General features: G+C 62.4%; 22 protein-coding genes. 6 read left to right on the plus strand and 16 right to left on the minus strand.

Annotation, left to right across the window (positions count from 1 at the left end; all coding sequences use genetic code 11):
* The first annotated feature begins 77 nt into the window (after positions 1 to 77).
* From dsbD to ASD01_RS06290, 3 genes are all read left to right on the plus strand, one after another.
* On the plus strand, positions 78 to 1,886 hold the full coding sequence (gene dsbD, locus ASD01_RS06280) for a protein-disulfide reductase DsbD (protein WP_060643673.1): 1,809 nt from the start codon (positions 78 to 80) through the stop codon (positions 1,884 to 1,886).
* The gene (locus tag ASD01_RS06285; protein WP_060643674.1) at positions 1,883 to 2,707 is read left to right on the plus strand and encodes a TlpA disulfide reductase family protein; all 825 of its coding nucleotides are present in this window, start codon (positions 1,883 to 1,885) and stop codon (positions 2,705 to 2,707) included. Before dsbD ends, ASD01_RS06285 begins: the two co-directional genes overlap by 4 nt.
* A 109-nt stretch (positions 2,708 to 2,816) precedes the next feature.
* Complete coding sequence (locus ASD01_RS06290; protein ID WP_034794695.1) at positions 2,817 to 3,425, plus strand: DsbA family protein; 609 nt, start codon at positions 2,817 to 2,819, stop codon at positions 3,423 to 3,425.
* 228 nt (positions 3,426 to 3,653) lie between these two features.
* On the opposite strand, the gene ASD01_RS06295 is transcribed toward ASD01_RS06290, so the two are convergent.
* From ASD01_RS06295 to ASD01_RS06330, 8 genes are all read right to left on the minus strand, one after another.
* A complete protein-coding gene (locus ASD01_RS06295) occupies positions 3,654 to 3,887 on the minus strand; it encodes a hypothetical protein (protein WP_034794697.1) in 234 nt (77 codons plus the stop codon).
* Positions 3,888 to 4,017: 130 nt separating this feature from the next.
* Positions 4,018 to 4,722 carry a gamma-glutamyl-gamma-aminobutyrate hydrolase family protein gene (locus tag ASD01_RS06300; RefSeq protein WP_082584576.1) on the minus strand — a complete coding sequence of 235 codons (705 nt, stop codon included), beginning with the start codon at positions 4,720 to 4,722 and terminating at the stop codon, positions 4,018 to 4,020.
* A gap of 103 nt (positions 4,723 to 4,825) precedes the next feature.
* Positions 4,826 to 5,788 (minus strand): ATP-binding cassette domain-containing protein, encoded by a 963-nt coding sequence (locus ASD01_RS06305; protein ID WP_034794701.1) that lies wholly within the window; start codon positions 5,786 to 5,788, stop codon positions 4,826 to 4,828.
* Positions 5,785 to 6,696, minus strand: coding sequence for an ABC transporter ATP-binding protein (locus tag ASD01_RS06310; RefSeq protein ID WP_034794704.1), 912 nt, complete (start codon positions 6,694 to 6,696; stop codon positions 5,785 to 5,787). Before ASD01_RS06310 ends, ASD01_RS06305 begins: the two co-directional genes overlap by 4 nt.
* Positions 6,693 to 7,514 carry an ABC transporter permease gene (locus ASD01_RS06315; protein WP_034794912.1) on the minus strand — a complete coding sequence of 274 codons (822 nt, stop codon included), beginning with the start codon at positions 7,512 to 7,514 and terminating at the stop codon, positions 6,693 to 6,695. The genes ASD01_RS06310 and ASD01_RS06315 overlap by 4 nt, the downstream gene beginning before the upstream one ends.
* A 5-nt stretch (positions 7,515 to 7,519) precedes the next feature.
* Positions 7,520 to 8,455: an ABC transporter permease gene (locus tag ASD01_RS06320; RefSeq protein ID WP_034794719.1), complete on the minus strand. Its 936-nt coding sequence runs from the start codon at positions 8,453 to 8,455 to the stop codon at positions 7,520 to 7,522.
* Positions 8,456 to 8,536: 81 nt separating this feature from the next.
* On the minus strand, positions 8,537 to 10,129 hold the full coding sequence (locus ASD01_RS06325; RefSeq protein ID WP_034794723.1) for an ABC transporter substrate-binding protein: 1,593 nt from the start codon (positions 10,127 to 10,129) through the stop codon (positions 8,537 to 8,539).
* A gap of 55 nt (positions 10,130 to 10,184) precedes the next feature.
* Positions 10,185 to 11,810, minus strand: a complete 1,626-nt coding sequence (locus tag ASD01_RS06330) for an amidohydrolase (RefSeq protein WP_034794726.1) — start codon at positions 11,808 to 11,810, stop codon at positions 10,185 to 10,187.
* A gap of 204 nt (positions 11,811 to 12,014) precedes the next feature.
* Here ASD01_RS06330 and ASD01_RS06335 point away from each other — a divergent pair, with 204 nt between their 5' ends.
* The gene (locus ASD01_RS06335) at positions 12,015 to 12,956 is read left to right on the plus strand and encodes a LysR family transcriptional regulator (protein ID WP_034794728.1); all 942 of its coding nucleotides are present in this window, start codon (positions 12,015 to 12,017) and stop codon (positions 12,954 to 12,956) included.
* A gap of 54 nt (positions 12,957 to 13,010) precedes the next feature.
* Here the strand turns inward: ASD01_RS06335 and ASD01_RS06340 are convergent, their stop codons facing one another.
* Positions 13,011 to 15,461 carry a GcvT family protein gene (locus ASD01_RS06340; protein ID WP_034794731.1) on the minus strand — a complete coding sequence of 817 codons (2,451 nt, stop codon included), beginning with the start codon at positions 15,459 to 15,461 and terminating at the stop codon, positions 13,011 to 13,013.
* Between the two features lie 78 nt (positions 15,462 to 15,539).
* Positions 15,540 to 16,331, minus strand: coding sequence for a DeoR/GlpR family DNA-binding transcription regulator (locus ASD01_RS06345; protein ID WP_060643675.1), 792 nt, complete (start codon positions 16,329 to 16,331; stop codon positions 15,540 to 15,542).
* A gap of 204 nt (positions 16,332 to 16,535) precedes the next feature.
* Between ASD01_RS06345 and ASD01_RS06350 the strand changes: the two genes are divergently transcribed.
* A complete protein-coding gene (locus ASD01_RS06350) occupies positions 16,536 to 17,573 on the plus strand; it encodes a GlxA family transcriptional regulator (RefSeq protein WP_060643676.1) in 1,038 nt (345 codons plus the stop codon).
* A gap of 73 nt (positions 17,574 to 17,646) precedes the next feature.
* On the opposite strand, the gene ASD01_RS06355 is transcribed toward ASD01_RS06350, so the two are convergent.
* The 3 genes from ASD01_RS06355 to ASD01_RS06365 all read right to left on the minus strand — a co-directional run bounded on the left by ASD01_RS06355 (position 17,647) and on the right by ASD01_RS06365 (position 21,949).
* Positions 17,647 to 19,656, minus strand: coding sequence for a putative 2-aminoethylphosphonate ABC transporter permease subunit (locus tag ASD01_RS06355; protein WP_060643690.1), 2,010 nt, complete (start codon positions 19,654 to 19,656; stop codon positions 17,647 to 17,649).
* A 2-nt stretch (positions 19,657 to 19,658) separates the two neighbouring features.
* Positions 19,659 to 20,840: a putative 2-aminoethylphosphonate ABC transporter ATP-binding protein gene (locus ASD01_RS06360; protein ID WP_060643691.1), complete on the minus strand. Its 1,182-nt coding sequence runs from the start codon at positions 20,838 to 20,840 to the stop codon at positions 19,659 to 19,661.
* Between the two features lie 86 nt (positions 20,841 to 20,926).
* On the minus strand, positions 20,927 to 21,949 hold the full coding sequence (locus tag ASD01_RS06365; RefSeq protein ID WP_060643677.1) for a putative 2-aminoethylphosphonate ABC transporter substrate-binding protein: 1,023 nt from the start codon (positions 21,947 to 21,949) through the stop codon (positions 20,927 to 20,929).
* Positions 21,950 to 22,102: 153 nt separating this feature from the next.
* Here ASD01_RS06365 and ASD01_RS35385 point away from each other — a divergent pair, with 153 nt between their 5' ends.
* On the plus strand, positions 22,103 to 22,288 hold the full coding sequence (locus ASD01_RS35385) for a hypothetical protein (protein WP_060516634.1): 186 nt from the start codon (positions 22,103 to 22,105) through the stop codon (positions 22,286 to 22,288).
* A 23-nt stretch (positions 22,289 to 22,311) separates the two neighbouring features.
* On the opposite strand, the gene phnY is transcribed toward ASD01_RS35385, so the two are convergent.
* Genes phnY through ASD01_RS06380 form a run of 3 tightly spaced genes read right to left on the minus strand, consistent with a single transcriptional unit; the run spans position 22,312 to position 26,257 of the window.
* Positions 22,312 to 23,766, minus strand: coding sequence for a phosphonoacetaldehyde dehydrogenase (gene phnY, locus ASD01_RS06370; protein ID WP_034794751.1), 1,455 nt, complete (start codon positions 23,764 to 23,766; stop codon positions 22,312 to 22,314).
* A 10-nt stretch (positions 23,767 to 23,776) separates the two neighbouring features.
* Positions 23,777 to 25,039, minus strand: a complete 1,263-nt coding sequence (gene phnA, locus ASD01_RS06375) for a phosphonoacetate hydrolase (protein ID WP_034794753.1) — start codon at positions 25,037 to 25,039, stop codon at positions 23,777 to 23,779.
* Between the two features lie 15 nt (positions 25,040 to 25,054).
* Positions 25,055 to 26,257: a 2-aminoethylphosphonate--pyruvate transaminase gene (locus tag ASD01_RS06380; protein WP_060516642.1), complete on the minus strand. Its 1,203-nt coding sequence runs from the start codon at positions 26,255 to 26,257 to the stop codon at positions 25,055 to 25,057.
* Positions 26,258 to 26,299: the final 42 nt, after the last annotated feature.

Here is a 26,299-nt window from a genome sequence, read left to right on the forward strand (position 1 = left end):
GGACAATCATTTTAAGGCTGCCTTAAGGTAGCGGCCTGATCGCTCCGCCCTCGATTGAAGACGAGGACGCAAGAACGATGCGGAAAGCAAGTCTGCTGGCGCTGGTTTGGGTTTTGATTGCGGCCATCCTGCCAGCCCGGGCGCTCGAGGCGCCCCTGCCGATGGACGAGGCCTTCGTACCTGGGATCGCCAGGCAAGACGACGGCCGGCTGGCGATCACATGGACGATTGCTGACGGCTACTATCTCTACAGGGACTTCCTGGCAGCAGAAGATGAGGGTAACCGGCCGATCACCCTGCAAACCGAACCGGGGACAGTCAAGGACGATCCGGGCTTCGGCACAACCGAGGTCTATTACCAAAAGGCTTCGGCCCGGATCGCGAATGCGCCTCCGCTCATTCGCCTCACCTATCAGGGCTGCCAGGATGGCGGGCTTTGTTATCCGCCGACAACGCGGACGATCGATACCGCCGCGAGGACCATCAGCAAACCGGTCGGTGGTTTTGCCTTTGCGCCTGCCAAGGACGCACGGCCCGTGGAAGCGCCGGACACAGGTTTTTCCATCGCAGCTGACGGCGGAGAAACGGCGGTCGACCGGCTCATGACCGGTGGCGGGTTTGCGCTGCTTCTTGCAGGCTTCCTCGGCTTCGGACTGCTGCTCGCCTTCACGCCCTGCGTTTTCCCGATGTATCCGATCGTCGCGGCCATGCTCACGCGCGAGGGAGAGGGGCTGACGGCACGACGCGGTTTCATGCTCGCCTCCGCTTATGTGCTGGCCCTTGCGTCCGCCTTCGGTCTCCTTGGCATCGTGGCCGCTTGGTCGGGGCAAAACCTGCAGATCGTGATGCAATCGCCCGTCGCTGTCGGCGTGGTCGCGGCACTGTTCGTCCTGCTGGCGCTCTCCAGCTTCGGGCTCTTCCACATCAAGCTGCCGGCAGTGATCGGCAACCGCCTGAGCGGCGGCCGGCAGAAGGGCGGCTCGGTCGCCGCCGCCGCCCTGCTCGGTCTTTCCTCCGCCTTCCTCATCGGCCCCTGCGTAACCGCGCCGCTTGCCGGCGCCCTCCTCTACATCGCCCGGACCGGTGACATTGCGGTCGGCGCACTCGCCCTTTTCGCCCTTGGCCTTGGCAAGGGCATCCCGCTCATCATCATGGCGACAATCGGCGGCAAGGCGCTTCCACGCGCCGGCGCGTGGATGGAACGTGTCCGGCACGTCTTCGGCTTCGCATTCCTGGGAACGGCGATTTGGCTTGCGACGCCGCTTGTGCCGGAGCGCTTCGTCCTCCTGCCCTGGGCCGTGTTTTCCCTTGCCTTCGGCATCTACGCGGTCGCTCCCGACGGGCTGCGGTCCACAGGCGGCTACGGCGTACTGACGCGCTTGACCGCCGTCGTCTCGCTCATTTGGGGTAGTCTGCTGCTGGTGGGCTTCGGCCTTGGAGCCAGCGATCCGCTCACTCCGCTCGGCCCGCTCAAGAGGGCGGCGAGTGTTGACCAAACAGCCGCCATCCAGAAGTCGGATTTTACCAAGGTCGGCTCGGCCGGCGCACTCTCCCGCCTTCTCGACACCGCAGCCTCCGGGAGGCAACCCACCCTCGTCTATGTCACCGCTGGCTGGTGCGTCACCTGCCGCACGATCGAGCGGTCCGTTCTGACAAAGCCTGATGTCGCGGCGAGCCTTGACGGGATCCGCTTGGTCAGCCTCGACGTCAGCACCCTCGATGCGGAGAATGGCGCACTGATGCGATCACTTGCCGTCGTTGGCCCGCCGACTATGATCTTCTTCAACCGCAGCAAAGAGGAGGCCCCCGGTACGCGCCTCGTCGGAGAAATCACGGCCGGCTCGCTTGCGGAGGCGGCACGGATGGCCAAGGGCAGCGCGCAATGAACGCCGTCGCAATAGGTCCCTTCGCTTTTTCCGCCGATCGCTTTTCGGTCATCGCCGGGTTGATCGTCTTCATGCTTGTCGGCTCGCTCCTTGCCGCCCGCATCCACAACCGGCTTGGCACCTTTACGACGGCTGCCACACTTTTCGGCGTTGTCGGCGCGCGCGCCGGGCATGTGCTCATCCATGCCGAGAGCTTCCTGCAGGAGCCGTTGCGAGTTCTCGCCATCTGGCAGGGCGGCTTTTCCCCGACGGGCGGATTCCTCGGTGTTTTCCTCGCCGCAGTGATGCTCTGGCGAAACGCACCGAAAGCCGCTCCTTGGGCGATCCTGCCGCTTGCGGCCGGCCTCTTCGTCTGGGTCGTCGCCACAACCCTCACCGATAGCGGCGCTGCACCCCTTGCCCCGGAAACGTCCTATGCCGTTCTCGCACGTAACGAGAGCCTCGCCATCGCCGAGCGCAAGGGCCGCCCGGCGGTTCTCAATCTCTGGGCAAGCTGGTGTCCGCCCTGCCGGCGGGAAATGCCGATGATGGCGGAGATGACCGAAAGGAATCCTGAGGTCGACTTTTTCTTCGCCAACCAGGGCGAAAGCCGCGCGGCGATAGAATCCTATCTGCGCCAAACAGGCGTCGACCTGGAAACCATCCTTCTCGACCCTTTCTCGGGCCTATCCCGGCACTACGGCGCGATCGGCCTTCCTGCCACACTTTTCATCAACCCGGACGGTACGCTCGCCGCCACCCATCTCGGCGAAATCTCCCGCGAGGCAATCGCCGAACGGCTCGCCGCCTTTGCATCTGAGGACAGGAAGCAGGCAGAATGACAGCCCCGGCCTTTCCGACTTTCCTCGTTTGCCTGCGCGGCATGATCCTCGAAATCGCCGCACGCGCCGTCGCTCTCGGCCCCAATCCATTCGCACAAGGAGAAATCTGATGTTCACCCGCAGAACCGTTCTGACGGCCACGGTCGCGACCGCCGCCGCCGTGCTTGTCGGAGGCCGATCATCCTTCGCCCAGCAATTGACCAAGGAGGAGGTGTTTTTCGACAAGGACGCGCCCGTCCTTGGCAATCCGAAGGGCGATGTCACCATCGTCGAGTTCTTCGACTATCAGTGCCCTTACTGCAAGAAAGTGCATCCGACGGTCGAGAAGGTGGTCAAGGCCGACGGCAACGTGCGGCTCGTGCTGAAGGACTGGCCGATCTTGGGCGAAGCCTCCGTCTTCGCCGCACAGGCAGTGCTTGGAGCCGCCCAGATCGGCAAATACCAGCCGGCGATGGAGGCGCTGATGAAAACCAAGGCGAGGCTGTCGCAGGACGACATCGAGAAGGCGCTGACCGGGGCGGGTCTTTCGATGAAGGAGCTGACCGCAGCCGTGAACACGCACAATGCCAAGATTTCCGGGCTGCTCGACCGCAACTACAGTCAGGCACTCGCCTTCAATTTCGCCGGCACGCCATCCTTCGTCATCGGTTCGGCGATCATTCCCGGCGTTCTGGATGAAAAAGGACTGAAGGACGCCATCGCCAAAGCGCGGAGTTGAAGCACGAACTTGGTGAGCTTACCGGACTGCCGCTTCGAAAGGCGGCCAGAGCCCATTTGCGCGCGACCTGACCGGTTGAAAGGGTCGCGCGCCGAGAGGTTCACCTTGGCAGCCAGCCGACGAGCGGAAACCGGGATCGCTCAGCCTGGTGAGCCACCGCAGTCCGACCAGGCAGGCACCCATTCGGCCACCCGACTGCGGCCTTTCTGGCATCATTGAACGACCTTGCTAGGCCGAGAATTTCACCGTTACGCCGCGCTGCCGAAAGTACGCCTGCATCAGCTTCCGTCCGGAACGGTTGTTTTGCACGAGCCTGGTCGGGTCGAATACGGCCTCTTTCAAACCTGCCCGCATCAATGCTGCCTTGAGGGTCGCGATATGAAGATCGATGTCGGCATTGTCTGCCTGCAGCGATGCGTAAATGCGATCTGTTGCCTCTGCTACGGTCGGTTCGCTCACTATACACTCCTGTTGCTGTCTTGCTGGCGTTTGGCACGCTTGTCGGCTTGGCCCTATTTGCTGGAGCCGCCAACGTCAATCGGGAGAGGGCAGAATGTGCTTCCGACAGAACGCAGCAGGGCCTTGGAACAGGTTATCGAAGGTGTCGGCTTGACGCCTCGACGAAGGCGTCGAAGACGCGAGCGCCCGGATGGCTGTCGGCATCCAGCATTTCGGGGTGCCATTGAAGGCCCATGGCAAAGGTCTGCGAGCCGATCTCGATCGCTTCAACGACACCATCCGGGGCTCGGGCCGTAACGGTCACCGCGCCCGATACCTCCACGATCGCCTCGCGGTGAAACGTGTTCACGGTGAATGTTTCGATGCCGAGGATGTCGGCCATTCTGGTGCCGGGGACAACGCTGACGTCATGCGAGAAATTGGCCTGGTCGTGATTGAGCGCGTCGGGCCACGACGAATGGACATCGGAAACCATCCGGCAACCGTTGAGGCAGCCGAGCATCTGCATGCCGTTGCAGATGCCGAGCACAGGCTTGTCGCGCGCAAGGAAACTTTCCATCAATGCCATGTCGACGGCTAGCCGATCCGAGGGCGGATAGTGGGATTGGTCTCCTTCGACATACCAGCTTTTCGGGAAGTTGATGCGGCCGCCGACGCTTAAGAACCCATCAAAATCTTCGACGACCTGGTCGACGAGATCGGGAACATAGGGGATGCCGAAGGCAAAGGCGCCGGCGCGGCGCAGGGCGGAAAAGTAATTTCTCGAGACGTCATAGCGTCCACCGCCCGCACTGGTGTTTTCATCCATGATCACGGCGATCTTCGGCATGCGTTTCATCGGGTTCATCCTAGATTTCAATGATTCCAAGTTCGGACGTTGAGCAACCTAGCCTATCTTTGCCGCGGGGCGGAACGGGGCTTCGCTCAGCGCATTCCATCGGTTAGGCCAAAGCCATCCGAACCCTATGGTTCCCGCCGATCTCGATCAGTTCGGATCGAACAGGCGCGGTAAAAACATCCGGCGCGGTGCTGCCATCGGAAACGAAGCTGCGGCCGGCAAGTTGCGGCACGGTGGCGTCGCTCGCCTGCCTTTCCGCCGGATTCAGCGCAGCATCCGGATCGGGAATGGCGGCGATCAGGCGGCGCGTGTAGGGATGGGTGGGGACTTCGAAAATCTCGCGCCAGCCGCCCTCTTCCACGACTTCGCCGAAATACATCACCAGCACCCGGTCGCTCATGTGTTCCACCACGCTCAGATCGTGGCTGATCATCAGATAGGAGAGGCCGAGTTTTTCCTGAAGGTCGAGCAGCAGATTGATGATCTGCGCGCGGATCGACACGTCGAGGGCCGAGACCGGCTCGTCGAGCACGACGATCTCAGGCTCGAGGATCAGCGCGCGGGCGATGCCGATGCGCTGGCGCTGGCCGCCGGAGAACTCATGCGGATAGCGTTTGGCCTGTTCGGGCGTCAGGCCGACATTCTTGAGCATCGCCTCGATGCGGCCTTCGATTTCCGAGGCGGCGGTAATGCCGTGCAGCCGCAGCGGTGCTGCGAGCGAGGTGCGCACGGACTGGCGGGGGTTGAGCGAGGCATAAGGATCCTGGAACACCATCTGCACCGCTTTCGCCCGGTCCATCCGTTGCGGCGCGCCGGGCCCCGCGAGCGGCTGACCGCGATAGCGGATCATGCCCTCAGTCGGTTCCTGCAGGCCGAGAATGGAAAGCGCCGTCGTCGATTTCCCGCAACCGGATTCACCGACGATCGACAGGCATTCGCCCTTGGCAAGCTCGAAGCTGATGCCGTTGACGGCGTGAAGCGTACGCCGTCCTTTGCCGAGCAGGCCGCCGCCGGAAATGGGGAAACGGACATGGAGATCGTCCACCTGAAGCAGCGGCGCGGTCATGGCTGGCTCCCTTCCCGTTCGCGTGGCGCGATGAAGCGGCTTTCCGTCAGCTTCGAGCGGTCGGCGATGATGCTGTCGATGTCGACGAGCCGCTGCCGCCCATGTTCGCTGCGGCTGCCAAGGCGCGGCAGGGCGCCGAGCAGGCCGCGGGTGTATTCGTGCCGCGGGCTTTCAAAGAGCGCCCGCGTCTCGTTCTCCTCGACGAGGCAGCCCGAATACATCACGCCGACGCGCTGGCAGATGCTGGCGATGACGCCAAGGTCGTGGCTGATGAAGAGGACGGCCGTCCCGCGCGCCGCGCAGAGTTCCTTGATGAGGCGCAGCACCTCGGCCTGCACGGTTACGTCGAGTGCCGTCGTCGGCTCATCGGCGATCAACAGGTCCGGGCTGCAGGCAAGCGCCATCGCGATCATCACCCGCTGGCGCAGCCCGCCGGACATCTGGTGCGGATAGTTCCTAGCACGGCGATCAGGGTTGGGCACGCGCACATTCCCGAGCGCTTCGACGGCGAGCTTTTCGGCTTCCGCCCAGCTTTTTCCCTGATGTAGCACGAACATCTCGGCGATCTGTCGCCCGACCGTTGAAAGCGGGTTCAGCGCCGTCATCGGCTCCTGGAAGATCATGGCGATGCGATTGCCGCGCAGGCGCCGCATCTCGCGTTTCGGCAACGCCAGCAGGTTCTGCCCCTTGAACAATATCTCGCCACTGGTAACGGCAAGCGGCCGTTTCAAAAGGCCCATGACGGCAAGCGATGTGACCGATTTTCCGGAGCCGGATTCGCCCACGAGGCCATAGGCCTCGCCGGGCATGATCTGGAACGAGACGCCCTTGAGCAGTGGATGGTAGCTGGAACGGCCGAGCGAAACGCCAAGCTGCAGGTTCTTGATGTCGAGAAGCGGCGCGGTCATGGCTTTCGCGTCCTCATATGCGGATCGAGGCTGTCACGCAGACCATCGCCGAGAAGGTTGAAGCCAAGCACCGAAAGGAAGATGGCAAGGCCAGGGAAAAGCGCCGCCCAGGGGGCGAGCTGGATCAGCTGGCGTGCATCGGTCAACATCGAACCCCAGCTCGGGAATGGCGGCTGGATGCCGAGGCCGAGGAAGGAGAGCGCCGCTTCAGACAGCACCGCCGACCCCATGCCGAGCGTTGCCATGACGAGGATCGGCCCCATCATGTTCGGCAGAATCTGCGTGAACATGATGCGCAGGTCGCCATAGCCCAGCGTCTGGGCCGCCTGCACGTAGCCTTGCGATTTCAAGGAGAGAGTCGAGGAGCGAGCGATGCGGCAGGTCCAGCTCCAGTTGGTGAGGCCAAGCGCGATCAAGAGCGACGGCAGGCCGGGGCCAAGCACCGCCATGACGGCAAGCGCGAAGATCAACGAGGGGATGGCGAGCATGACGTTGGTCAGGCCGTTGACCAGATCGTCCCACCAGCCGCCCCAATAGCCGGCCGTCATGCCGAGCGTGACGCCGATGATCGAGTTGATCACCTGCGACACGATGCCAACAGTCAGCGAGATCTGCGCGCCGTAAAGAATGCGGGTATAGACGTCCCGTCCCTGCCCGTCCGTGCCGAACCAGAAGGTGGCGTCCGGCGGCAGTTCGGAGTTCATCAAGTCGGCATCGAGCACGGGGTCAAAGGGCGCGATCCAATGGGCAAGGACACCGGCGAAGATGACGAGCGCAGTCAGCGTCGCACCGAGCCAGAAGTTGAAGCCGAGGCGCACGGTCGTCACTCCTGCTTGATGCGCGGGTCGATCGCGGCATAGACCAGATCGACGGCGGTGTTGATGATCAGGAACCACAGCACGATGACGAGGATCGTGCCCTGCACCACGGGAATGTCGCGGATCGCCACACTATCGACCAGCAGCGAGCCGATGCCCGGCCAGGCGAACAGCTTTTCGATGACGACGGCCTGGCCGATCAGCGAGCCGAACTGCAGGCCGACCGTGGTGACGATCAGCACCAGCGCATTGCGCGCCACGTGCCAGCGCACCACCTTCGCCTCGCTCATGCCTTTGGAATGGGCGGTGCGAATGAAGTCGGCGTTCAAAACGTCGAGCACGCCGGCCCGGGTGGTGCGCGCCAGCAGCGCGAGCGGCGTGACGCCGAGGGTCACGGCCGGCAGGATGAGGTTTCGAAACGAGCCGTCGCCGTAACCGAAACTGGGCAGCCAGTTCAGTTGCAGGGCGAAGAGATACATCATCAGAAGGCCGAGCCAGAATTGCGGCATGGAGAGGCCCGAAACCGCCCCGATCATCGTCACCGTATCGAGGATCGAACCGGGCCTGAGTGCTGCAAGAAAGCCGAGCGGCACGCCGACAACGATGGCGAAGACCATGGCGGCGACGGCCAGCTGAAGCGAGGCGCCCAGCCGGTCGTTGATGAGGTCAATGACCGGCTGGCGGGTGCGGAAACTGGTGCCGAGATCGAACTGGGCGAGATCCGTAACATAGGTCACGAAGCGCTCCATCAGCGGCTTGTTCAGACCGAACTCCTCATTGAGGCGAGCGATCATTTGCGGATCGGCGGCACGCTTTCCGTCGGCAAAGAGGCTGGCCGCGAAGGTACCGGGGACGACGGAGAAGATAACGAAGATCAGCAGCGCCACCACGACGATCGTCGGGACGACCTGCAGAATGCGGCGCAGGGTAAAACGAAGCATGAGCGGTTCCATTTTGGCCACCCGGATGGGTGGGACAACTGATGTGTGGGGCGGCCGAAACCGCCCCGAACCTCTCAGGGCTTACTTGCGTGCGTCCGGCGCCGTGTCGTCGATCCAGATCTCGTCATAGGGCTGGACCGCCAGTTCCGTGGCGTTCGGGACAAGGCCGTGGATCCAGGGCTGGTAGGCCATGACCGCCTTGTTGTAGTTGAAGAACCAGACCGGCGCATCGTCCTGCACGATGTTGTTGGCCTGGCGCAGCAGATCGCTCTGCTTGGCAGGGTCGCGTTCCTGCTGGGCCGCCTCATAGAGTTTGTCGAAATCCGGGCTCGCATAGCTCGCGTAGTTGCAGGCGGACTGCGCCGTCTTGGAATAGAAGCAACGCAGTGCATTGAGCGGGTCGGGACCGGACAGGTTCGACCAGATGAAGGCCTGGAAGTTGTTCGACGTCACGGCATCGCCAAGCGCCGAGCTTTCGACCGGCTTCGGCTTCACGGTGACGCCGACCTTCTTCAGCATCGGCAGGATGGCTTCAACGATCGGCACGCCCCAGCTTTCGTTCGGGCTCGCCGTGACTTCGAACTCGAAGCCATCGGCATAGCCTGCTTCCGCCAGGAGTGCTTTCGCTTTCTCTGGATCGAAGGCGTAGGGCACCTTGTCCTTGTCGAAGGCCGGCGAAGACAGCGGCAGCCAGCCGGAGGCGGGGTAGGCCTTGTTCTTGACGAGCCGTTCAATGATCAGCGGCGCATTGATCGCATGGTTGATCGCCTGGCGGACCCGCTTGTCCTTGAAGGGTTCGAAGGCCGGGTTGAAGCCGATGTTGCGCGTATAGACCTCGGCAACTTCGAGCAGGTGATCCTTCAAGGCGTCTTCACCCTGATAGGCCTGGTATTGGGTCGGGCCAAGGATCGAGACATCGATTTCCTTGTTTCGGAACGCGACGTCGCGCGCGGCGTCCTCGGCCATCAGCACGATGTTGATGCGGTCGAGATAGGGCTTGCCCTCTTCGTAGTACTTGTCGAACTTTTCGACAACGACCTGCGATCCCGGCACGTGCTCCTTGAAGACGAAGGCGCCGAGGCCAACGGGGGTCTTGGCGAAGCTCGATTCATCCTTGACATCAGACGGATAAATCACCGTCGTGTTCTGCATCAGCGGGAAGCCGGGGTTGATCGGTCCGGTATAGGTGATCTCCAGCGTGTGGTCGTCGATTTTCTTGAGACCGGAAATCTCCTCAGCCTTGCCGGCGATGAACGCATCCGCACCCTTGATGACGGCAATGTAGCTTGCGCCCGGGAAGGCGTTCTTCGGGTTGGCGATGCGCTTGTAGCTGTAGATGATGTCGTCGGCCGTCAGTGGCTTGCCGTTGTGGAAGACGGCATTTTCGCGCAGGCGATAGGTGTGCACCGTACCATCCTCGGACACCTCTTCCGAGCTAGCGAGTTCCAGGACCGGCTTGTTCTGGGTCGAATCCCAGCTGTAGAGCGCGCGGTGGATCGCCTGGGTGATGAATTCCTCCTGGGTGTTCGGGCTTGCCTGAACGTCGAGCGTGGCGAAGCTCGAGCCATAGGGTGCGGTAAAGACGAGCGTTCCGCCGTGGCGTTCGCCGGCAGCCAGCGCTCCGGTTGCCACCCCGAGGCCGAGCATTGCGGCCAATGTCAATCTTTTCAGCATGCTGTTTTCCCTCTCGTGCCGTTTTCGGCTTTGTGTTGATTGGTCTTTCAGGTCGTCAGCGTGCGTCGTGCACGACGCGGCCTGCAAGCAGGGTCATCAGGCAGCGTGTGCCTGAGAGAATGGTATCGGCCGGTGCCTCCAAGAGGTCGTTGTCGAAGACGGCGATGTCGGCCCATTGTCCCGGCACAAGCCTGCCCTTCACGTCTTCGGCCTTCTGAGAATAGGCGCCGTATTCCGTGTAGGCCTGCAACGCTTCCTCGCGGCTCAGCTTTTCCGCCTCCACCATCACGGTACCCTTGCCGGTCTTGCGCGTGATCATGGCGTGAAGGTTCGGGAAGGGATCGGGCGAGCAGACGGGCGAATCCGAGCCGGTCGAGGGCTTGAGACCCATGCGCATCCAGGTGCCGATCTGGTAGGAGGCCTTGCCCCGTTCCTCACCAAGCACGGAAACGTAGCTGTCGCCGAAATCGTGGATGAAGGCCATCTGCGGCGCCGGCAGGATGCCTGCCGCCTTCATGCGCCGATCTTGCTCCGGGCTCGAGAAGCCGCAATGCTCGATGCGATGGCGCCGATCCGGATCGGGATTACCGGCCAGCGCCTTTTCGTAGGCCGTGATCAGCTGCTCGATCGCACCGTCGCCGATGGCGTGGCAAGCCATCTGATAGCCCCGGTCGTGGCAGGATTTGACGATCGCCTCGACGTCGGCATCCGGCAGCATCTGTACGCCGATATTGTCGGGCTCACCAAGATAGGGCTTCGACATCCATGCGGTGCGCCCGCCGGCCGAGCCGTCGAGGAAGATCTTCACGGCCCCGACGCGCAACATGTCGTCGCCCGCACCGGAAATGAGCCCGGCACGCCAGGAATCCTCTACGATCGAGACGCCGGGATCGCCGAGCAGTGTCAGCCAGACGCGCACCGGCAGGCGGCCGGAAAGCTTGGCCATCTCATAAGCCTGGATTTCCGCAAAGCCGGCAAGTTGGCCGACCGCCGCATCCATGCAGCTCGTAATGCCGAGCGACAGAAGATAGCGCCCTGCCCGCTCGATGCCGTCGATCAACTCCTCCGTCGTCACCTCGGGAATAGCCGTCTTGATGAGGTTCTGCGCGTTTTCCGCCAGGAACCCGTTGAGGCGCCCGTCCGTGGTGCCGATTACGCCGCCGTCCGGCACCGGCGTCGCCTCGGTGACATCCGCCAGGCTCAGCGCCAGCGAATTCGCGATGGCCACATGGCCGCAGGCGCGCGTCAGCAGCACGGGATGATCCGGTACGGCGCGGTCGAGTTCCTCGCGGGTCGGATGCCGGCCGACATCGAGCTTGACCTGGTCATAGCCCCGTGCCCGCACCCATGCGCCCTTCGGCGTGACGGCCGCGCGTTCGGCAAGTTTCTCCATAAGGGCGGCAAGCGTCGGCGCAGCGGCAGGGGTCGCGTCGACCCAGCCCATGGTGATGCCGGTGGAGATCAGGTGAAGGTGATTGTCGATAAGACCGGGGCTGGCAAAACGGCCTTCGAGATCGATCACCTTGGTTTGGGGCCCCTTGAGGCTCGCCATCTCGGCATCGCTGCCGGTGGCCAGAACCTTGCCCTGCCAAATGGCAACGGCCTCGCTGATCCCCTCCTCCCTGCCTCGCCAGATTCGGCCGTTGTGCAGAATAAGATCAGCGTGAAGCTGGAAGGCCATTAACAATCCCCCTTTTGTTATCAGCCTGATTTCGTGAGCCTCCTCGCTGCCTCGAAATCAGAACTGTTTGCCTTGGGCGCAACGTGGAAGGTTTGTCGGGGTTTGGCTAATTCGCTTTTAGCAAAGGCTGATGCAATATCGGCATAGCGATTTCTTTCCAACGACTTATGATCCCCTCAGCTGCAACGCAGGGGAGATCTGGGCATGGAGATCAAGTGGCTGGAGGACTTCGTGACCCTCGCCGACACGTGGAGTTTTTCGCGCGCTGCCGAGTTGCGCAACGTGACTCAGCCGGCGTTCAGCCGCCGCATCAAACAGTTGGAGCGTTGGCTCGGGGCAACGCTGATCAACCGCGCCACCATGCCGGCGGAACTGACGCCGGCAGGTCGCAATTTCCTGCCCATAGCGCAGGAGGCAATCCGAACCTTCTATGCAGCGCGCGAATCGCTACGCCCGTCTCACGAAGAAGGCCTCATCCGCTTTGCCGCGCTCCATACGCTGACGGTAACGATCTTCCCTGGCTGGCTCAAACTGCTCGAAAACGCAGGTGGCGCTTTCAGCACCTCGCTGATGCCCGACCGCGGCGGCATCGAGGCCAATCTTGACGCCCTCATCGGTGACGAGGCGGATTTCTTCCTGACTTATGCGCATTCGGAGGTGCCATTCCATCTCGACCGCGCACAATTCTCGTCGCTGACGATCGCCCATGATCGGCTGATCCCGCTCGCCGCCGCAAACGTCTCTATCCCCGATGGTACGCTACCGGGGCTGAATATTCTCGACCGGGCTGTGGCGCAGCCGCGGCTCGCTATTCCCTATCTGAGCTACGGGTTCAATTCGTTCTTCGGGGTCGCCCTTTCGCGTCTCATGCTGCGGCGCCCGCCCTTCCGGCGCCGCACGACGCATGAAAACACGATCAGTGCCGGGCTGATGAACATGGCGATGTCGGGTGCCGGCGTCTGCTGGTTGCCCGAAAGCCTTGCCCGTGACGCGATCGATGCCGGTGGCCTCGTACCCGCCTCTACGGATAAGGGCTGGAATCTCGACCTCGAAATTCGGCTTTACCGTCACGCCGCGACGCGCAGCCGCAGGGTCGAGGACCTCTGGCAAACGGCAAAGCTCTTGCTGGAACGCGAGCCCGCCTAGACGGGCTCGCGGGAAGATCAACACGCGCAATTCGTCGCATCGCGAAAAGATGGTCTAAATCTTGACCCTCAGCGCACGCGGATCATATGCCGGTGCCAGATGCACCGTCGCGGCATAGCGAATGCCTGCAAGATCGATCTCGAAGCGCTCCCCCTCGAGGAACGTTTTGTCCACGCCTTCAGGGTTTTCAAGCAGGCCGAGTGCGACCGAACGCCCAAGCGTGTGACCGTAGGCGGCGGAGCGGACCTCGCCGACCGGTTTTCCCGCACGCAGGATCAGTTCGCCGCCCCAAAGCATGGGCAAGGGATCGTCCAGGGTAAACTGAACGATGCGGCGCGAGGGCAGGCCCTTGGTCTTTGCGGCCACGAGCGCATCGTGGCCGACAAAGCCGCCGGGTTTTCCCAGAGCAACCGCAAAGCCAAGACCAGCCTCGTAGGGGTTGATGTCGGGCGTCAGTTCCCGGCTCCAGGCGCGGTAGCCCTTCTCCAGCCGCAAAGCCTCAAGCGCATAGTAGCCGCAATCCGTCAGGCCGAAGGCGCGACCGACCTCGTGCAGCGCCTCGTAAACACCGACAGCGAATTCTGTCGGCACGATCAGTTCCCAGCCGAGTTCGCCGACATAGGTCATGCGGTTGGCAAAGGCCGTGGCGTACCCGATATCGATCTCGCGGATAGTCGCGAAGGGAAAGCCCTCGTTCGAGATGTCCGCCGAGGTAAGCTTCGAGAGGATGTCGCGCGATTTCGGTCCCATCAGCGCCAGGACTGCATAGGACGACGTCACGTCGGTCAAAGTCACGTGGGCGTCCGCGGCAAGGTTCTTGCGGATCCAGTCCGCATCATGCACCGCTTGGGCCGAACCTGTGATCAGCATGAAGCGATCGGCCGCAAGTCGCATGACGGTCAGGTCGCTCTCGTAGCCGCCCCGCGCGTTCAAGAGTCCGGTATAGACGGAACGGCCGATCTCGCCGTCGATGTCGGCAGCGCAGATGCGGTTAAGCGCTGCTGCCGCATCCCGCCCCTGCACAAGCAGCTTGGCGAAGGAGGTCTGGTCGAAAATGCCGGCGGCCTCGCGCGTTGCCTTCATCTCGCGCTTGACCGCTTCATGCCAGTTCTGCCGACCGAAGGAATACTCGGTGACGGGGCGCTCGCCTTCCGCAGCAAACCAATTGGCCCGTTCCCATCCCATTTTCGAACCGAAGCACGCGCCTTTGGCGGCAAGCCGATCGTAGAGAGGCGAACGGCGGAAGGGGCGTGCCGTATCCAGCTCCCGGTTCGGCCAAGGCATCGCATAGTGCAGACCGAGCGTTTCCTTGACGCGATCGTGAAGCCAGCGCGGATTGTTGTTGAAGCCCGCGAAGCGACGGATATCGACCGGCCAAAGATCCATGGTCGGCGCGCGGTTTACGATCCACTCGGCAAGGGCTCGACCTGCCCCGCCGGCGCTGGCAATCCCCATGGAGTTGAAGCCTGCGCCGACAAAGAAGTTCTTCAGTTCGGGCGCCTCGCCGAGAATGAAATTGTTGTCCGGGGTAAAACTCTCCGGGCCGTTGTAAAACTTCTTCACCTCGGATGTTTCAAGCTGCGGCACGCGCTGCAGCGCATTGTGCATCAGGATTTCGAACTGATCCCAATCGTCAGGTAAGAGGGCGAACTCGAAATCGTCGGGAATGCCTGCCATGCCCCAGGGCTTGGCTTCCGGCTCGAAGCCACCCATGACGAGCCCGCCGACTTCCTCCTTGAAATAGATGTAGCCGTCCGGATCGCGCATGACCGGCAGGTCAGGATGTACGCCCTCGATGCGGCCGGTGACGATATACATGTGCTCGGCCGAGTGCAGCGGCACGGTGACGCCGCACATCTGGCCGACCTTGCGTGCCCATTGACCGGCACAGTTGACGACGATCTCCGCGGCAATGGCCCCCCGATCGGTTTCGACGCCGGTGACGACGCCGTTTTTGGTCGAAATGCCTGTGACCCGGACGCGCTCGATCACGCGGGCGCCGCGATTGCGGGCGCCTTTGGCGAGCGACTGCGTGAGGTCTGTTGGATTGGCCTTGCCGTCGCCCGGCAGCCAGACGGCGCCGACGAGATCGTCGATCGCCATGACCGGCCAGAGCTCCTGCGCTTGCTTCGGCGAGATCACCTCGATCGCGACGCCTTGGGCGCGAGCAGAGGCCGCCGTGCGCTTCAACACGGTCATGCGGTCTTGCGTGCGGGCAACCGAGAGCGAGCCGCAATTCTTCCAGCCCGTGGCAAGGCCGGTCTCGGACTCAAGCTCGCTATAGAGCTTGGTCGAATATTTGATGAGGCCCGTCATGTTGGCGTGGCTGCGCAACTGACCGACGAGACCGGCCGCATGCCAGGTGGTGCCGCCGCTTAACTGCCCCTGCTCCAGCAAAACGACGTCGTTCCAGCCGAGCTTGGTTAAGTGATACGCGACCGAGCAGCCTATAATACCGCCGCCGACGATGACGACCTGTGCCTGTGTTGGAAATTCCTGCGCCATGAAACGACCTCCCGAACCCATGGAAGGCCGCACGGTAACAAAACGCGGACAAAGAACAAGACAAAAAGTTACAAAAGATTACATTTGTTGTTCTGCAACGACCAGGGCTGGACCTTTGCGCTCGAGCGCCTCGCGGATCGCCTCCGGCGGATGTCGGTCAACAATCACTCCGGCGGCGGCTTCGAAGCGGGGAATGCGAAGCGGCGTCAGCCGTCCGAACTTGGAACTGTCGAGTACGAAATAGGCTTTGGCCGCCGTTGCCACCATGCGCGAGCGCTGCTCGGCGCCGCTGCGGGTAAAGTCGGTCACCTCTCCATCGGGCGACAGGCCCCCGCCGCCTAAGAACGCGACGTCGACGCGGAAATGGCTGATCGCCTCGAGCGCATCGATACCGATGGCCGCTTCTTCATCCGGATCGATTTCGCCGCCGAGCATATGAACGCGCACCTGGGGCTGTCGGCACATCAGCAAGGCGATCGATAGCGAAGTCGTGCAAATCGTTAAGTTTTTTCGCCCAGTCAGGGCATGGGCCACAGCAAGCGTCGTCGTGCCGGAATCAAGGAAGAGCACCATGCCGTCGCGCACGAGACCTGCTGCTGCACGACCGATCAGCGCTTTTGGCCCGGCATTCTCCTCCCGCCGCTCGACGAAGGCCGCTTCCGTCGACTCGAACAGGGTGGCGCCGCCATGGACAAGATCGAGCTGGCCGCGATCGGCAAGAAGCTTCAGATCGCGCCTGATGGTCTGACGCGAAACATCGAAGAAATCCGCAAGCTCGGTGATACCAACGGTACCGTCGGCTGCAAGCCGCCTGAGGATCTCGCCGTGACGGCGTGGAGCAAGAGCGCGGGCGTTTTGTTGTTCTGACATGTGACTATCTGTGTCCATTTTTGTCCATTTGACAAGCTGCAACGGCTGTCCACGCCGCAGCGCACGCGTAGTGGCCCCTCATCCGCACGGATTTCGAGCGGATTTCTTCGGATCCTCGTTTTAACGGGATTGGCAACGGTCCAATATGTTGCATAATGTAACTATTCTTTCCGCGCACCACTTCGACGCCCTCAGGAAGAGACAATGCAACAGCCATGTACGCAGGCTCGCCACTTCACCTTCTACCTGCTCGATGGATTTACCCTCCATGGCTTCTCCGCGGCGATCGAAGCGCTACGCCTCGCCAATGACGTGGCCGGCCGCCCGGTATACGGGTGGCACCTTGTAGCGGCGGATGGAGCACCCGCCGTTTCATCCTGCGGCACGGGCATTCCGGTAGCGGCGCCGCTCTCGGCCGAACGCAACCGGTTTGGCCGCGATGCAGATCCGGGCTTCATCGTCATCTGTGGCGGCCGCAAGAAGCCATCGGCCGACAGGGCCCTGGAGGCCTGGCTGCGATCAGGCGCTCGCAGCAACGCGCGCCTCGCCGGGCTTGGCGGCGGCGTCTACTGCCTAGCGCGCGCGGGGCTGCTCGATGAGCGTCGCTGCGCCGTTCACTGGGAACACTTTCCAGACTTCTCCGAGCGGTTCTTCATCGCGGACCCGCGCCAGACCGCCTTTGAGATCGACGGCGGGATCTATACCTGCGCCGGCGGCAACGCGCCCTTCGACATGTTCCTGCACATCATCGAAGAGGACCTTGGTCGGGACGTGGCCACCCGTATCTGCGAGGCGGCACTCTGCGAGCGGCTGCGTGAGACCGGCGAGCGCCAGCGATTGCCGTTGCAGGCACGTCTCGGCATCGACAACCCTCTATTGATTCGTGTCATCGAAAAGATGGAGGCAAATCTTGCCGAGCCATTGAAGCTCGCCGACATGTGGCCCTCGACCGGACTTTCCCGGCGCCAGATCGAGCGCCTGTTTCGAAGAGAAATGGGGCGCACGCCGGCGCGCTACTATCTCGACCTCAGGCTCGAGCGCGCTCACCTGCTGCTCATAACCTCGTCGCTTCAGGTCATCGAAATCGCGGTCGCCTGCGGCTTTTCCACCGCCTCGCACTTTTCCCGCACCTACCGCGAACGCTACGGCCTTACGCCGCAGCGTTCGCGTCTCAACGAGATGGAGCGCCTGCGCGCAGGAAACGACCGCAAAGTGGTGATGGCGGAGCTCCAGGTGGCGTAGAGTGACGCGGACAAAAGCGCCGCCGTCCTTCAGAACGAAGGACGGCGGCGCTTTGCGAAGGGCTGGTTGCGGGTTAGCGCCAAGCCTGGGTGCGCGCGAGCAGACCGCGCGCGATCAGCGCGTGGACAAGTTTGGCCGCAACATTAGTGTAAAAGATCATCATGCCCATGGCCGCGGCCGGCGCTATATCGCCGGCGTCGTCCATGTTTAGCACGGCGACTGACGCGAGCTTGGTGTCGGTCGAGTAGAGAAACACCACCGCCGAGACGGTCGTCATCGCATTGACGAAGAGATAGATAGCGATGTTGAGGATCGCCGGCAGGCAGACCGGCACCGTGACCCGAAAGAACAGCCGGTGGAAGGGCTGTTTCAGCGACGCGGCGACGGATTCGAACTCCGGGTCCATCTGCTTCAGCGCCGTCAGCGCGGTCAGGTGCGCGACGGTATAAAAGTGCGTCACGGTCGAGACGACGAGGATCGTCATCGTGCCGTAGATCGGGTGCAGCGGATTGGCCGGGTTGTTGAAGAAGAAGATATAGGCAAGGCCGAGCACCATGCCGGGCACCGCCATCGGCATCATCGCCAGGAAGTGAAAGAGGCCACGGCCGAAGCGGAAGCCATCGGCCTTCTCCACCATGTAGGCGCCGGCAAAGACGACGATCGAACCGAAGAGTGCCGTCAAAAGCGCGAGCCGGATCGAGTTGCCATAGGCGGCCCAGCCGCCACCGTCCATCAGGTCGAAGGCAAAATTCTTGGCTGTCAGCGTCAGGTCATAGGGCCAGAACTTCACCACCGCTGCGATCTGGCACATGGCGATCATGCCGAGGATGAAGAGGCTGACGAAGCAGGCAAAGGTGAAGCACAGACCGTCCATGCGGGCATTGGGCTTCGGCTGATAGGGCACGGCGCGCGCCGACAGAAGCGCTACCTGCCGCTTCTGCATGTGCCGGTCGACGTAAAAGGCAAGCACCGCCGGCACCAGCAGGATGACGGAAACGACCGCGCCCATCTCGAAGTTCTGCTGGCCGATCACCTGCTTGTAAATGTCGACGGCGAGCATGCCGTATTGTCCGCCGATCACCTTGGGCAGGCCAAAATCGGTGATGACAAGCGTGAAGACGACGAAGGCCGCAGAGACGATGCCGAAGCGCGCGCCGGGCACCGTGACGGTCGTGAAGGTCCGCCATTTGCTGGCTTTGAGCGATGCGGCCGCCTCATAGTGGCGAGCATCGGCAATCGAGAGCGCCGTCTGGATGATCAGGAAGGCATGCGGCAGGGTGAAGAAAACAGAGCCGATGACGATGCCGATCGGCCCGTAGATCGAATAGCCAAAAAGCCAATCCCTGAAGATGCCCTGATTGCCGAAGAGATAGACGAGTGCAATGCCCGGCAAGAGTGACGGCACCAGGATCGGGATCGTCAGGATGCCGCGGAAAAGCCCTTTGAGCGGCATGCAGCTGCGCGTCAGGCCGTAGGCAAGCGCAAAGGCGACCGAGATCGTGAACACCGTGCTGATCACCGCCATCAGCACGGAATTGTAGATCGACTGCGCAAGCGCCGGCGTCGAGAAATAGGTCGTGAAGTTCGTAAAACCCAGAGCGCGCGCGGGTCGCAGCACGACGCGCCGGAAGGTACCGGAATCATAGTCCCGCCACTCAGTCCCCTTTTCGAGGGTGGAGCCGACCAGGAAGGCGGCATCGTCGTTCGTCCCGCGAATACGGTAGTGAACGGGGCTGCGGAACTTGAAATCCGGGAATAATTTTGTGGCCGCGAGCCGTCCGTCGGAACTGCTGGAAAGCTCGGCTTCCGTCACCGCCCCGAGTTCCCGGTTCAGGTCTTCGGCGGTGACGACCGGCCCCCAGTTCGCCCCCGTCTCGTCGCTCACCTGGAACTCGAAAGCCGAAAGCTCGAACCGGTAGGTCGACAGCGACTTCGACAGCATGACGAAGAGCGGCGCGCCAAGCGCGACGACCAGATATAGCCCGATGACTGCCATGAAGCCGAGCTTGATGCGGTCGTCTTTGGAGGATTCCTGGCGCAGCCGCTTGCCGATCAGGGGAAGGTGGGGTGCTTCCAGAACCATGTTCATCGTCCAGCCCCCCTCGGATAGAGCAGCAGGCGTTCGCGCGGGATCTCCACCTGGATGGCGCCGCCGGTTTCGATCCGGAGGCGTCTCACCGCGTTGACGGAGAAGTCGGCAACCAGCGTGCGCTCGCCGAGACGCGGGGCCGTCAGGCGCGTGCGCCAGAACATGCCGAGGAACTCCATCTCGCGCACCTCGGCATCGATCAGGTTCTGCGGTGTGGCCGGCCGGTCGCTGGCGTTGACGGCATGGGCATCGGCTCCGTGGGGAATGATGTCGACCGGGCGGACGACCGCCGTTGCCGCATGGCCGGCGGAAAAATCCTCCGTCGAACAGCAAAAGGCGGAGTGGCCGATCTCGACTTCGTCATCTCCAAGAACCCGGGCTTCGAACTGATTGGTCTCGCCGATGAAGTCGGCGACGAACAGCGTTTCGGGATGACGGTAGATTTCGGTCGGCGAGCCGACCTGCTCGATGACGCCGTGGTTCATGACGACGATCCGGTCGGCCATGGCGAGGGCCTCCTCCTGGTCGTGCGTCACCATGATGGTCGTCACACCGAGCTTTCTCTGCAGCGCCTTGATCTCATGGCGAAGGTGCACGCGAACCTTGGCGTCGAGTGCCGACAGCGGCTCGTCGAGCAACAATAGCCCCGGCGAGATGGCGATGGCGCGGGCAAGCGCGATGCGCTGTTGCTGGCCACCGGAAAGCTGGGCCGGATACTTCTTGCCGTGCGCCGAAAGGCCGACCGTTTCCAAGAGTTCGGCGACCCGGGATGCGACCCCCGCCTTCGATCGGCCGGTGTTTTCCAGGCCAAAGGCGATGTTCTGCTCGATCGTCAGATTGGGAAAGAGCGCATAAGACTGGAAGACGATGCCATAGTCGCGGCTAGAAGCCGGCAGCGTCGAGATATTGCGGCCGTCTTGCAGGATGGTGCCTTGCGTCTGCAGGTCGAGACCGGCGATGGCTCGCAGCAACGTCGTCTTGCCGCAGCCGGACGGGCCGAGAAAACAGACGAACTCGCCCCTGGCAATCGACAGCGAAATGTCGCGAAGCGCGACGAAATCGCCATAGGTCTTCCAGAGATCCGAGATCTGCAAGTAGGGGGCCGGCTCCGCGGCCGCGTCATCGGCGAAGTGCTGACGGCTGGTGGGCGTCGGTTCGATCGACAGGGCATGCCTCATCTGCAAGCTCCGCTGGCTTGAGGGATTTTCTTTCCGAGAAATGCGATCGGGCGCAGCGCAAAGGCGCTGCGCCCGGCCGATCAGGCTCAGCTCTTCGGTTCAGACTTGGCGTCGTAACGCTTCTGCCATTCCTTGAGGATGTCAGAGCGGTTGTTTGCAGCCCACTCGAAGTCGTTGACGATCATCCGGGAAGCGATGTCGTCGGGCAGGTGCTCGACCTGCTTGGCGACGCCCGGATAGGCAACGACGGCATAGCCGGCATTGTACATTTCGTTCGCTTCCTTGGTGACCGACCAGTCGACGAGCGTCTTTGCGGCTTCGAGGTTTGCCGTGCCAGCGATGATTGCGGTTGCCTCGGCCTCCCAGCCCGAACCCTCGGCGGGGAAGATGATGTCGATCGGTGCACCGGCACTCTTGGCCTTGGCGCCCGGAAACTCGAAGGACACGCCGATGACGGCTTCACCGGCGCCTGCCATCTTGCACGGCTTGGAGCCGGAATGGGTGTAGGCGGAGATGTTCTCGTGGAGCTTGTCCATGTAGTCCCAGGCCTTCTCCTCGCCCCACATCTGCATCCAGCCGGAGACGTCGAGGAAACCGGTGCCCGAGGATGCCGGGTTCGGCATCACCACGTGGCCCTTGTATTCGGGGTTCGTCAGGTCTTTCCAGCTCGTCGGCGGCTTGAGGCCGAGCTTTTCGCCCTCGACCGTGTTGTAGCAAAGAGCCGCGACATAGGCGTCCATGCCGACCCAGCTCGGCGGCGTGTCCTTATCGACGAATTTCGGGTCGAGCGTCTCGACGCCCTTGGGCTGGTAAGGTTCCAGCATGCCTTCGGTCTTCAAGAGAAGCAGCGAGGTTGCAGCGAGCCCCCAGACGACATCGGCCTGCGGATTGTCTTTTTCTGCAAGCAGCTTGGCGGTCATGACGCCTGTGGAATCGCGCACCCAGTTGATCTTGATGTCCGGGTGGGCCTTTTCGAAGGTCGCCTTGTAGCAGTCGAGGTCGACGGCTTCGACGGCGGTGTAGACGGTGAGCTGTGTTTCAGCGGCAGCGATGGCAGGAAGCACAGCGGAAACGGCGCCGGCAAGCACAAAGAGCATGCGTCTGTTCATGATTGAAGTTCTCCTCTGAGGTCCTGGTAAAACCGGGGAAGCGCGGCGGACAATCTTGTCGTTGCCCTGTTGTGATCGGCTTCGGGAAACATTCTGCGCAGCGGTTTCCTGTAAGTAAAATTTATTATTCTTATCGATTAGAAGAAAAAAACTATGGATGTTCTGCCGCAGAACTGGGCATGGAAACCGCGCTTGACCAAGGCGGCGGCAGGTTTCGATACGATTTCGCACAATCTGCCGGATGAAGGAGCAGATCTAAGATTGCGCGTCGCGCAGAGCCCCGCGACGCTGCGGGAGCAAATAAAAAGGGAGCCGCCATGGCGGCTCCCAGAGGGGTGAATCAGCGGGGGAAACGCTTGAGATCACCATGGCAAGGAGAATGTCTTGACGTTGGTAAAGCTCTTCATCGCCTCGATGACGCCTTCCTTGTAGCCGTTGCCGGAATCCTTGATGCCGCCGAAGGGGCTCATCTCGATCCGGTAACCCGGCACTTCCCAGATGTTGACCGTGCCGACCTTCAGCCCGGCGATGTATTTCTGCATTCGCCGGAAGTCATTGGTGCAGACGCCGGAAGAAAGGCCGAAGGCGGTTGAGTTCGAGAGCGCGATCAGCGCGTCGTCATCATCGGGCGCGCGCACGATCGGTATGATCGGCGCGAAGGTTTCTTCCATCACCAGTTCGCTCGAATGCTTAACGCGGTCGACAACGATTGGCGGCAAGAGGGCGCCTTTACGGCCGGGATCGTAGAGGATCTCCGCCCCTTCTTCCGCTGCCCGGTGCACCCGCCGCTCGAAGACTTCCGCCGCCTTGGCATGGACGACCGTGCCAAGGTCCGTCGCCCGGTCCATCGGATCGCCGAACCTCAGCTTTTTCGCTCGCTCGAGCACCAGCGGCACGAAGCGGTCGGCAACGCTCTCCTGGCAGAGGATGCGTTTCACAGCGGTGCAACGCTGGCCGGAGTTCTTCGTCGCGCCGGCAACGGCCAGATCCGCGGCTCTTGCGAGATCGTCGTCCGACAGATCGTTGAGGATGATCAGCGGGTCGTTGCCGCCGAGCTCCAGGATCTGCCGCTTGTAGTGGGCGTGGGCCGCGATCAGCTTGCCGACTGGAACGCTGCCGGTAAAGGTGATGAGGTCGAAGTTCGGATTGGTGATCATCTCCATGCCAATATCGGCGGGCCAGCCGGTCACGACCGAGAGCATTTCCGGCGGCAGGCCGGCCTCATAGAGAATGTCGGCGAAGATAAGCGCCGTCATCGGCGTCAGTTCTGTCGGCTTGAGCACAACGCAATTGTTCGTCGCAACCGCCGGCGCGACCTTGTGTGCCACCATGTTGAGCGGATGGTTGAACGGCGTGATCGCCGAAATGGCGTTGAGCGGTTCGCGCGTGGTGAAGATCTTGCGCGCCTTGCCGTGTGGTGTGAGGTCGCAGGAGAAGATCTCGCCGTCGTCATGAATGCACATCTGGCCCGAGAGCGTCAGCACGTCGAAGGCGCGGCCGACCTCGTAGAGCGAGTCCTGCTTGGAGATCCCGAGCTCCAGCGTGATCAGATCAGAGATCTCCTCCTTGCGGGCAACGAGCAGGTCCGCAGCCTTGAGCAGGATGCGCTGACGCTCGTAACGCGTCAGCTTCGGCTGGTAGGCGGCCGCGATCTCGAAGGCCTTGCGCGCATGCTCGGCGCTGCCCGCAGGCACCGTGCCGATCACCGCATCGTTGAAAGGGTAGCGCACCTCGATGCGCCCTTCGGTATCGACTGTCTTGCCGGCGATCCGCATGGGCTCGTGGCGAATTGCAAATGCTGTTTCCACCTTGGTCATCGCTCCCTCCCTAGTGCGTTGTCTGGGCGGCTGCGACGAGCGCGTAGTAGAACGCATCGAAATTGCGCAACGACGCGGATGTCAGCAATTCGGGCAGTTTGCGGTTGGCGATGAAAGGCACCGCCTGTTCGGTCAGGCCGCCATGCGAGCGCAGCGGTTCGTTCAGCGCCGCCAGATCATGGCGATGTTCGCTGGTGCCGAGCGTCTTGTTTTCCGAGGAGATCAGCACGAGATCGCCGATCCGATCGTCGGGCAGCTCGAAGCGTACGCAGGCTTCCGGGCGGGAGAGCACGACGTCGATGCCTTCGATCGCCTGCAGCCGCTCGATGATCTCCTCCTTGTCCGCACTTTCGGGCAGATAGGCCGTGGCAAACGAGCCGAGCGCGCCGTGATGCACGACATAGGGGTCGGTGATCGGCAGGATGACGCGCGCGGCGTCCTTGCCGAGCCATTGGTCGAGCAGGTCCTGCACGTAGATGACATCCGGCGAACCGTCCGCCTTGTGCTTCGGCTTCATACCGTGGTCGGCCGTGACGATGATGGCCGCGCCGAGCGCGTCGAGTTCGGTCAGATACTTGTCGAACATCTCATAGAAGGCGTTCGCCTGGGGTACGCCCGGCGCATATTTGTGCTGCACATAGTCGGTGGTCGTCAGGTACATGACATCCGGCCGAAATTCCTTGAGCAGCTTGACGCCGGCGGCAAAGACGAATTCGGAGAGATCGGCCGAATAGACTTCCGGTACAGCGCGACCGAGCCAGGCCGAGGCATTGTCGAGGCCGTTTTCCGCCTCGGTCGTCTTGTCCGCCTTTTCAGACGAGAAGCAGATGGCCCTGCCCTCGTCATACTTCAGCCCGTGGCCGAGCAGCGCCCTGAGCTTGTCCTTCGCCGTCACCACGGCGACCTTCGCACCCGCATCGTAGAATGCCTTGAAGATGGTCGGGGCGCGCAGGAAGCGTGGATCGTTCATCATCACTTCGTTACCCGTCTGCGGTTCGTAGAGATAGTTGCCGCAGATGCCGTGGATCGCCGGCGGCCGGCCGGTAGCGATGGAAAGGTTGTTCGGATTGGTGAAGCTCGGGATAACGCTGAGCGCGGTGCGCTCCGTCCCGGTCTTGCGGATGCGCTCGAGCGTCGGCATCAGCCCGGCCTTGATGGCTTCGTCGAGATAGGCCGGCTCGCAGCCGTCGAGGCAGATGGCGATGGCCGGGACATTCGGCCAGGGATAGGTGCGACGGTTGGCGGTAACGGTGATCTTGGACATCTTGTTCATCGTAATTTCCTCAGTTCAGGCAGCGAGACGGCGACGTTCTTCAAGGGCGACGGCCGGGGGAGCGGCGCTGTCGACGCCCATTTCGGAGAGTGAGTTGCGGGCGGCCTCGACCACGCGGCGCATGACATGCTCGTCCATGCGACCGATGCAGCCGACGCGGAAACTGTCGACCACCGTCAGCTTACCCGGGTAGATGATGAAGCCTTTGTCCTTCATCAGGTCGTAGAAGCGGTCGAAGGCGAAGGCCGGGTGGGCCGGGCTGAAGAAGGTGACGATGATCGGCGACAGCCACTGGTCGGCAAGCAACGTCTCGAAACCGGCCTCGCGCATGCCCGCGACCATGACGTCGCGGTTGCGGGCATAACGGGCTCCGCGACCGGCGACACCGCCCTCTTCCCGATGCAGACGCAAGGCCTCCAGGAACGCCGCGACAACGTGGGTCGGCGGCGTGAAGCGCCACTGGCCGGTCTTGTTCATGTAGTCCCACTGGGCATGCACATCGAGGCTGAGTGAATGGCTGCGCCCCTTGGCTGCCTCCAGTTCGCTCTTGCGGGCGATAACGAAGCCGAAGCCCGGCACACCCTCGATGCACTTGTTGGCGGAAGAAACGATCGCCTCGTAGCGGAAATCGCCGATACCGGCCGGCACTGCGCCGAAGGCGCTCATGGAGTCGACGAGCAACTTGCGACCGCGGGAATAGACTGTGTCGGAAATCTCCTTCAACGGGTTGAGGATGCCGGAGCTCGTTTCGCAATGGACGATCACGACATGGGTGATTCCAGGGTCGGCATCGAGCGCTGCTGCAACCTCCGGACCGCGTGGCGGCATGTAGTCGCCCTTGTCGATCGTCACATGGTCACGACCGAGATAGGAAAGCGTCTGGGCGATGCGCTTGCCATAGGCGCCGTTCATCAGCACCAGCACACGGCCGTCCTTCGGGACGAAGCTGCCGAGCATCGCCTCGACCGAAAACGAACCGCTGCCCTGCATCGGCACGCAATCGAACTCGCCCTTGGCATCGCCGGCAATCTCGAGCAGTTCCTGGCGAAGCTTGGCGGTCATTGCCCGGAAATCGCCATCCCAGGAACCCCAGTCCCGCAGCATGGCTTCCTTAACCCGATAGGCCGTGGTTAGCGGGCCGGGCGTCAAGAGATAGGGCTCGCCCAGCCTCGGTGTTTCCAGGGGCGCGATGGTTCTTTCAGAAGCGGTGTTTGGCATTGTCCGTCCTCGCGGTTGGCGTGTTCGAGAACGACAATGGGG

It is taken from the genome of Ensifer sp. Root423 (assembly GCF_001426275.1).
Lineage (GTDB): Bacteria > Pseudomonadota > Alphaproteobacteria > Rhizobiales > Rhizobiaceae > Ensifer > Ensifer adhaerens.

Excerpts from the sequence above, each read along its gene's own strand:
- dsbD (WP_060643673.1), top strand. The coding sequence starts at position 78 with ATGCGGAAAGCAAGTCTGCTGGCGCTGGTTTGGGTTTTGATTGCGGCC.
- ASD01_RS06285 (WP_060643674.1), top strand. The coding sequence starts at position 1,883 with ATGAACGCCGTCGCAATAGGTCCCTTCGCTTTTTCCGCCGATCGCTTT.
- ASD01_RS06290 (WP_034794695.1), top strand. The coding sequence starts at position 2,817 with ATGTTCACCCGCAGAACCGTTCTGACGGCCACGGTCGCGACCGCCGCC.
- ASD01_RS06300 (WP_082584576.1), bottom strand. The coding sequence starts at position 4,722 with ATGAAACGCATGCCGAAGATCGCCGTGATCATGGATGAAAACACCAGT.
- ASD01_RS06305 (WP_034794701.1), bottom strand. The coding sequence starts at position 5,788 with ATGACCGCGCCGCTGCTTCAGGTGGACGATCTCCATGTCCGTTTCCCC.
- ASD01_RS06310 (WP_034794704.1), bottom strand. The coding sequence starts at position 6,696 with ATGACCGCGCCGCTTCTCGACATCAAGAACCTGCAGCTTGGCGTTTCG.
- ASD01_RS06320 (WP_034794719.1), bottom strand. The coding sequence starts at position 8,455 with ATGCTTCGTTTTACCCTGCGCCGCATTCTGCAGGTCGTCCCGACGATC.
- ASD01_RS06325 (WP_034794723.1), bottom strand. The coding sequence starts at position 10,129 with ATGCTGAAAAGATTGACATTGGCCGCAATGCTCGGCCTCGGGGTGGCA.
- ASD01_RS06330 (WP_034794726.1), bottom strand. The coding sequence starts at position 11,810 with ATGGCCTTCCAGCTTCACGCTGATCTTATTCTGCACAACGGCCGAATC.
- ASD01_RS06335 (WP_034794728.1), top strand. The coding sequence starts at position 12,015 with ATGGAGATCAAGTGGCTGGAGGACTTCGTGACCCTCGCCGACACGTGG.
- ASD01_RS06340 (WP_034794731.1), bottom strand. The coding sequence starts at position 15,461 with ATGGCGCAGGAATTTCCAACACAGGCACAGGTCGTCATCGTCGGCGGC.
- ASD01_RS06345 (WP_060643675.1), bottom strand. The coding sequence starts at position 16,331 with ATGTCAGAACAACAAAACGCCCGCGCTCTTGCTCCACGCCGTCACGGC.
- ASD01_RS06350 (WP_060643676.1), top strand. The coding sequence starts at position 16,536 with ATGCAACAGCCATGTACGCAGGCTCGCCACTTCACCTTCTACCTGCTC.
- ASD01_RS06355 (WP_060643690.1), bottom strand. The coding sequence starts at position 19,656 with ATGGTTCTGGAAGCACCCCACCTTCCCCTGATCGGCAAGCGGCTGCGC.
- ASD01_RS06360 (WP_060643691.1), bottom strand. The coding sequence starts at position 20,840 with ATGAGGCATGCCCTGTCGATCGAACCGACGCCCACCAGCCGTCAGCAC.
- ASD01_RS06365 (WP_060643677.1), bottom strand. The coding sequence starts at position 21,949 with ATGAACAGACGCATGCTCTTTGTGCTTGCCGGCGCCGTTTCCGCTGTG.
- ASD01_RS35385 (WP_060516634.1), top strand. The coding sequence starts at position 22,103 with ATGGATGTTCTGCCGCAGAACTGGGCATGGAAACCGCGCTTGACCAAG.
- phnY (WP_034794751.1), bottom strand. The coding sequence starts at position 23,766 with ATGACCAAGGTGGAAACAGCATTTGCAATTCGCCACGAGCCCATGCGG.
- phnA (WP_034794753.1), bottom strand. The coding sequence starts at position 25,039 with ATGAACAAGATGTCCAAGATCACCGTTACCGCCAACCGTCGCACCTAT.
- ASD01_RS06380 (WP_060516642.1), bottom strand. The coding sequence starts at position 26,257 with ATGCCAAACACCGCTTCTGAAAGAACCATCGCGCCCCTGGAAACACCG.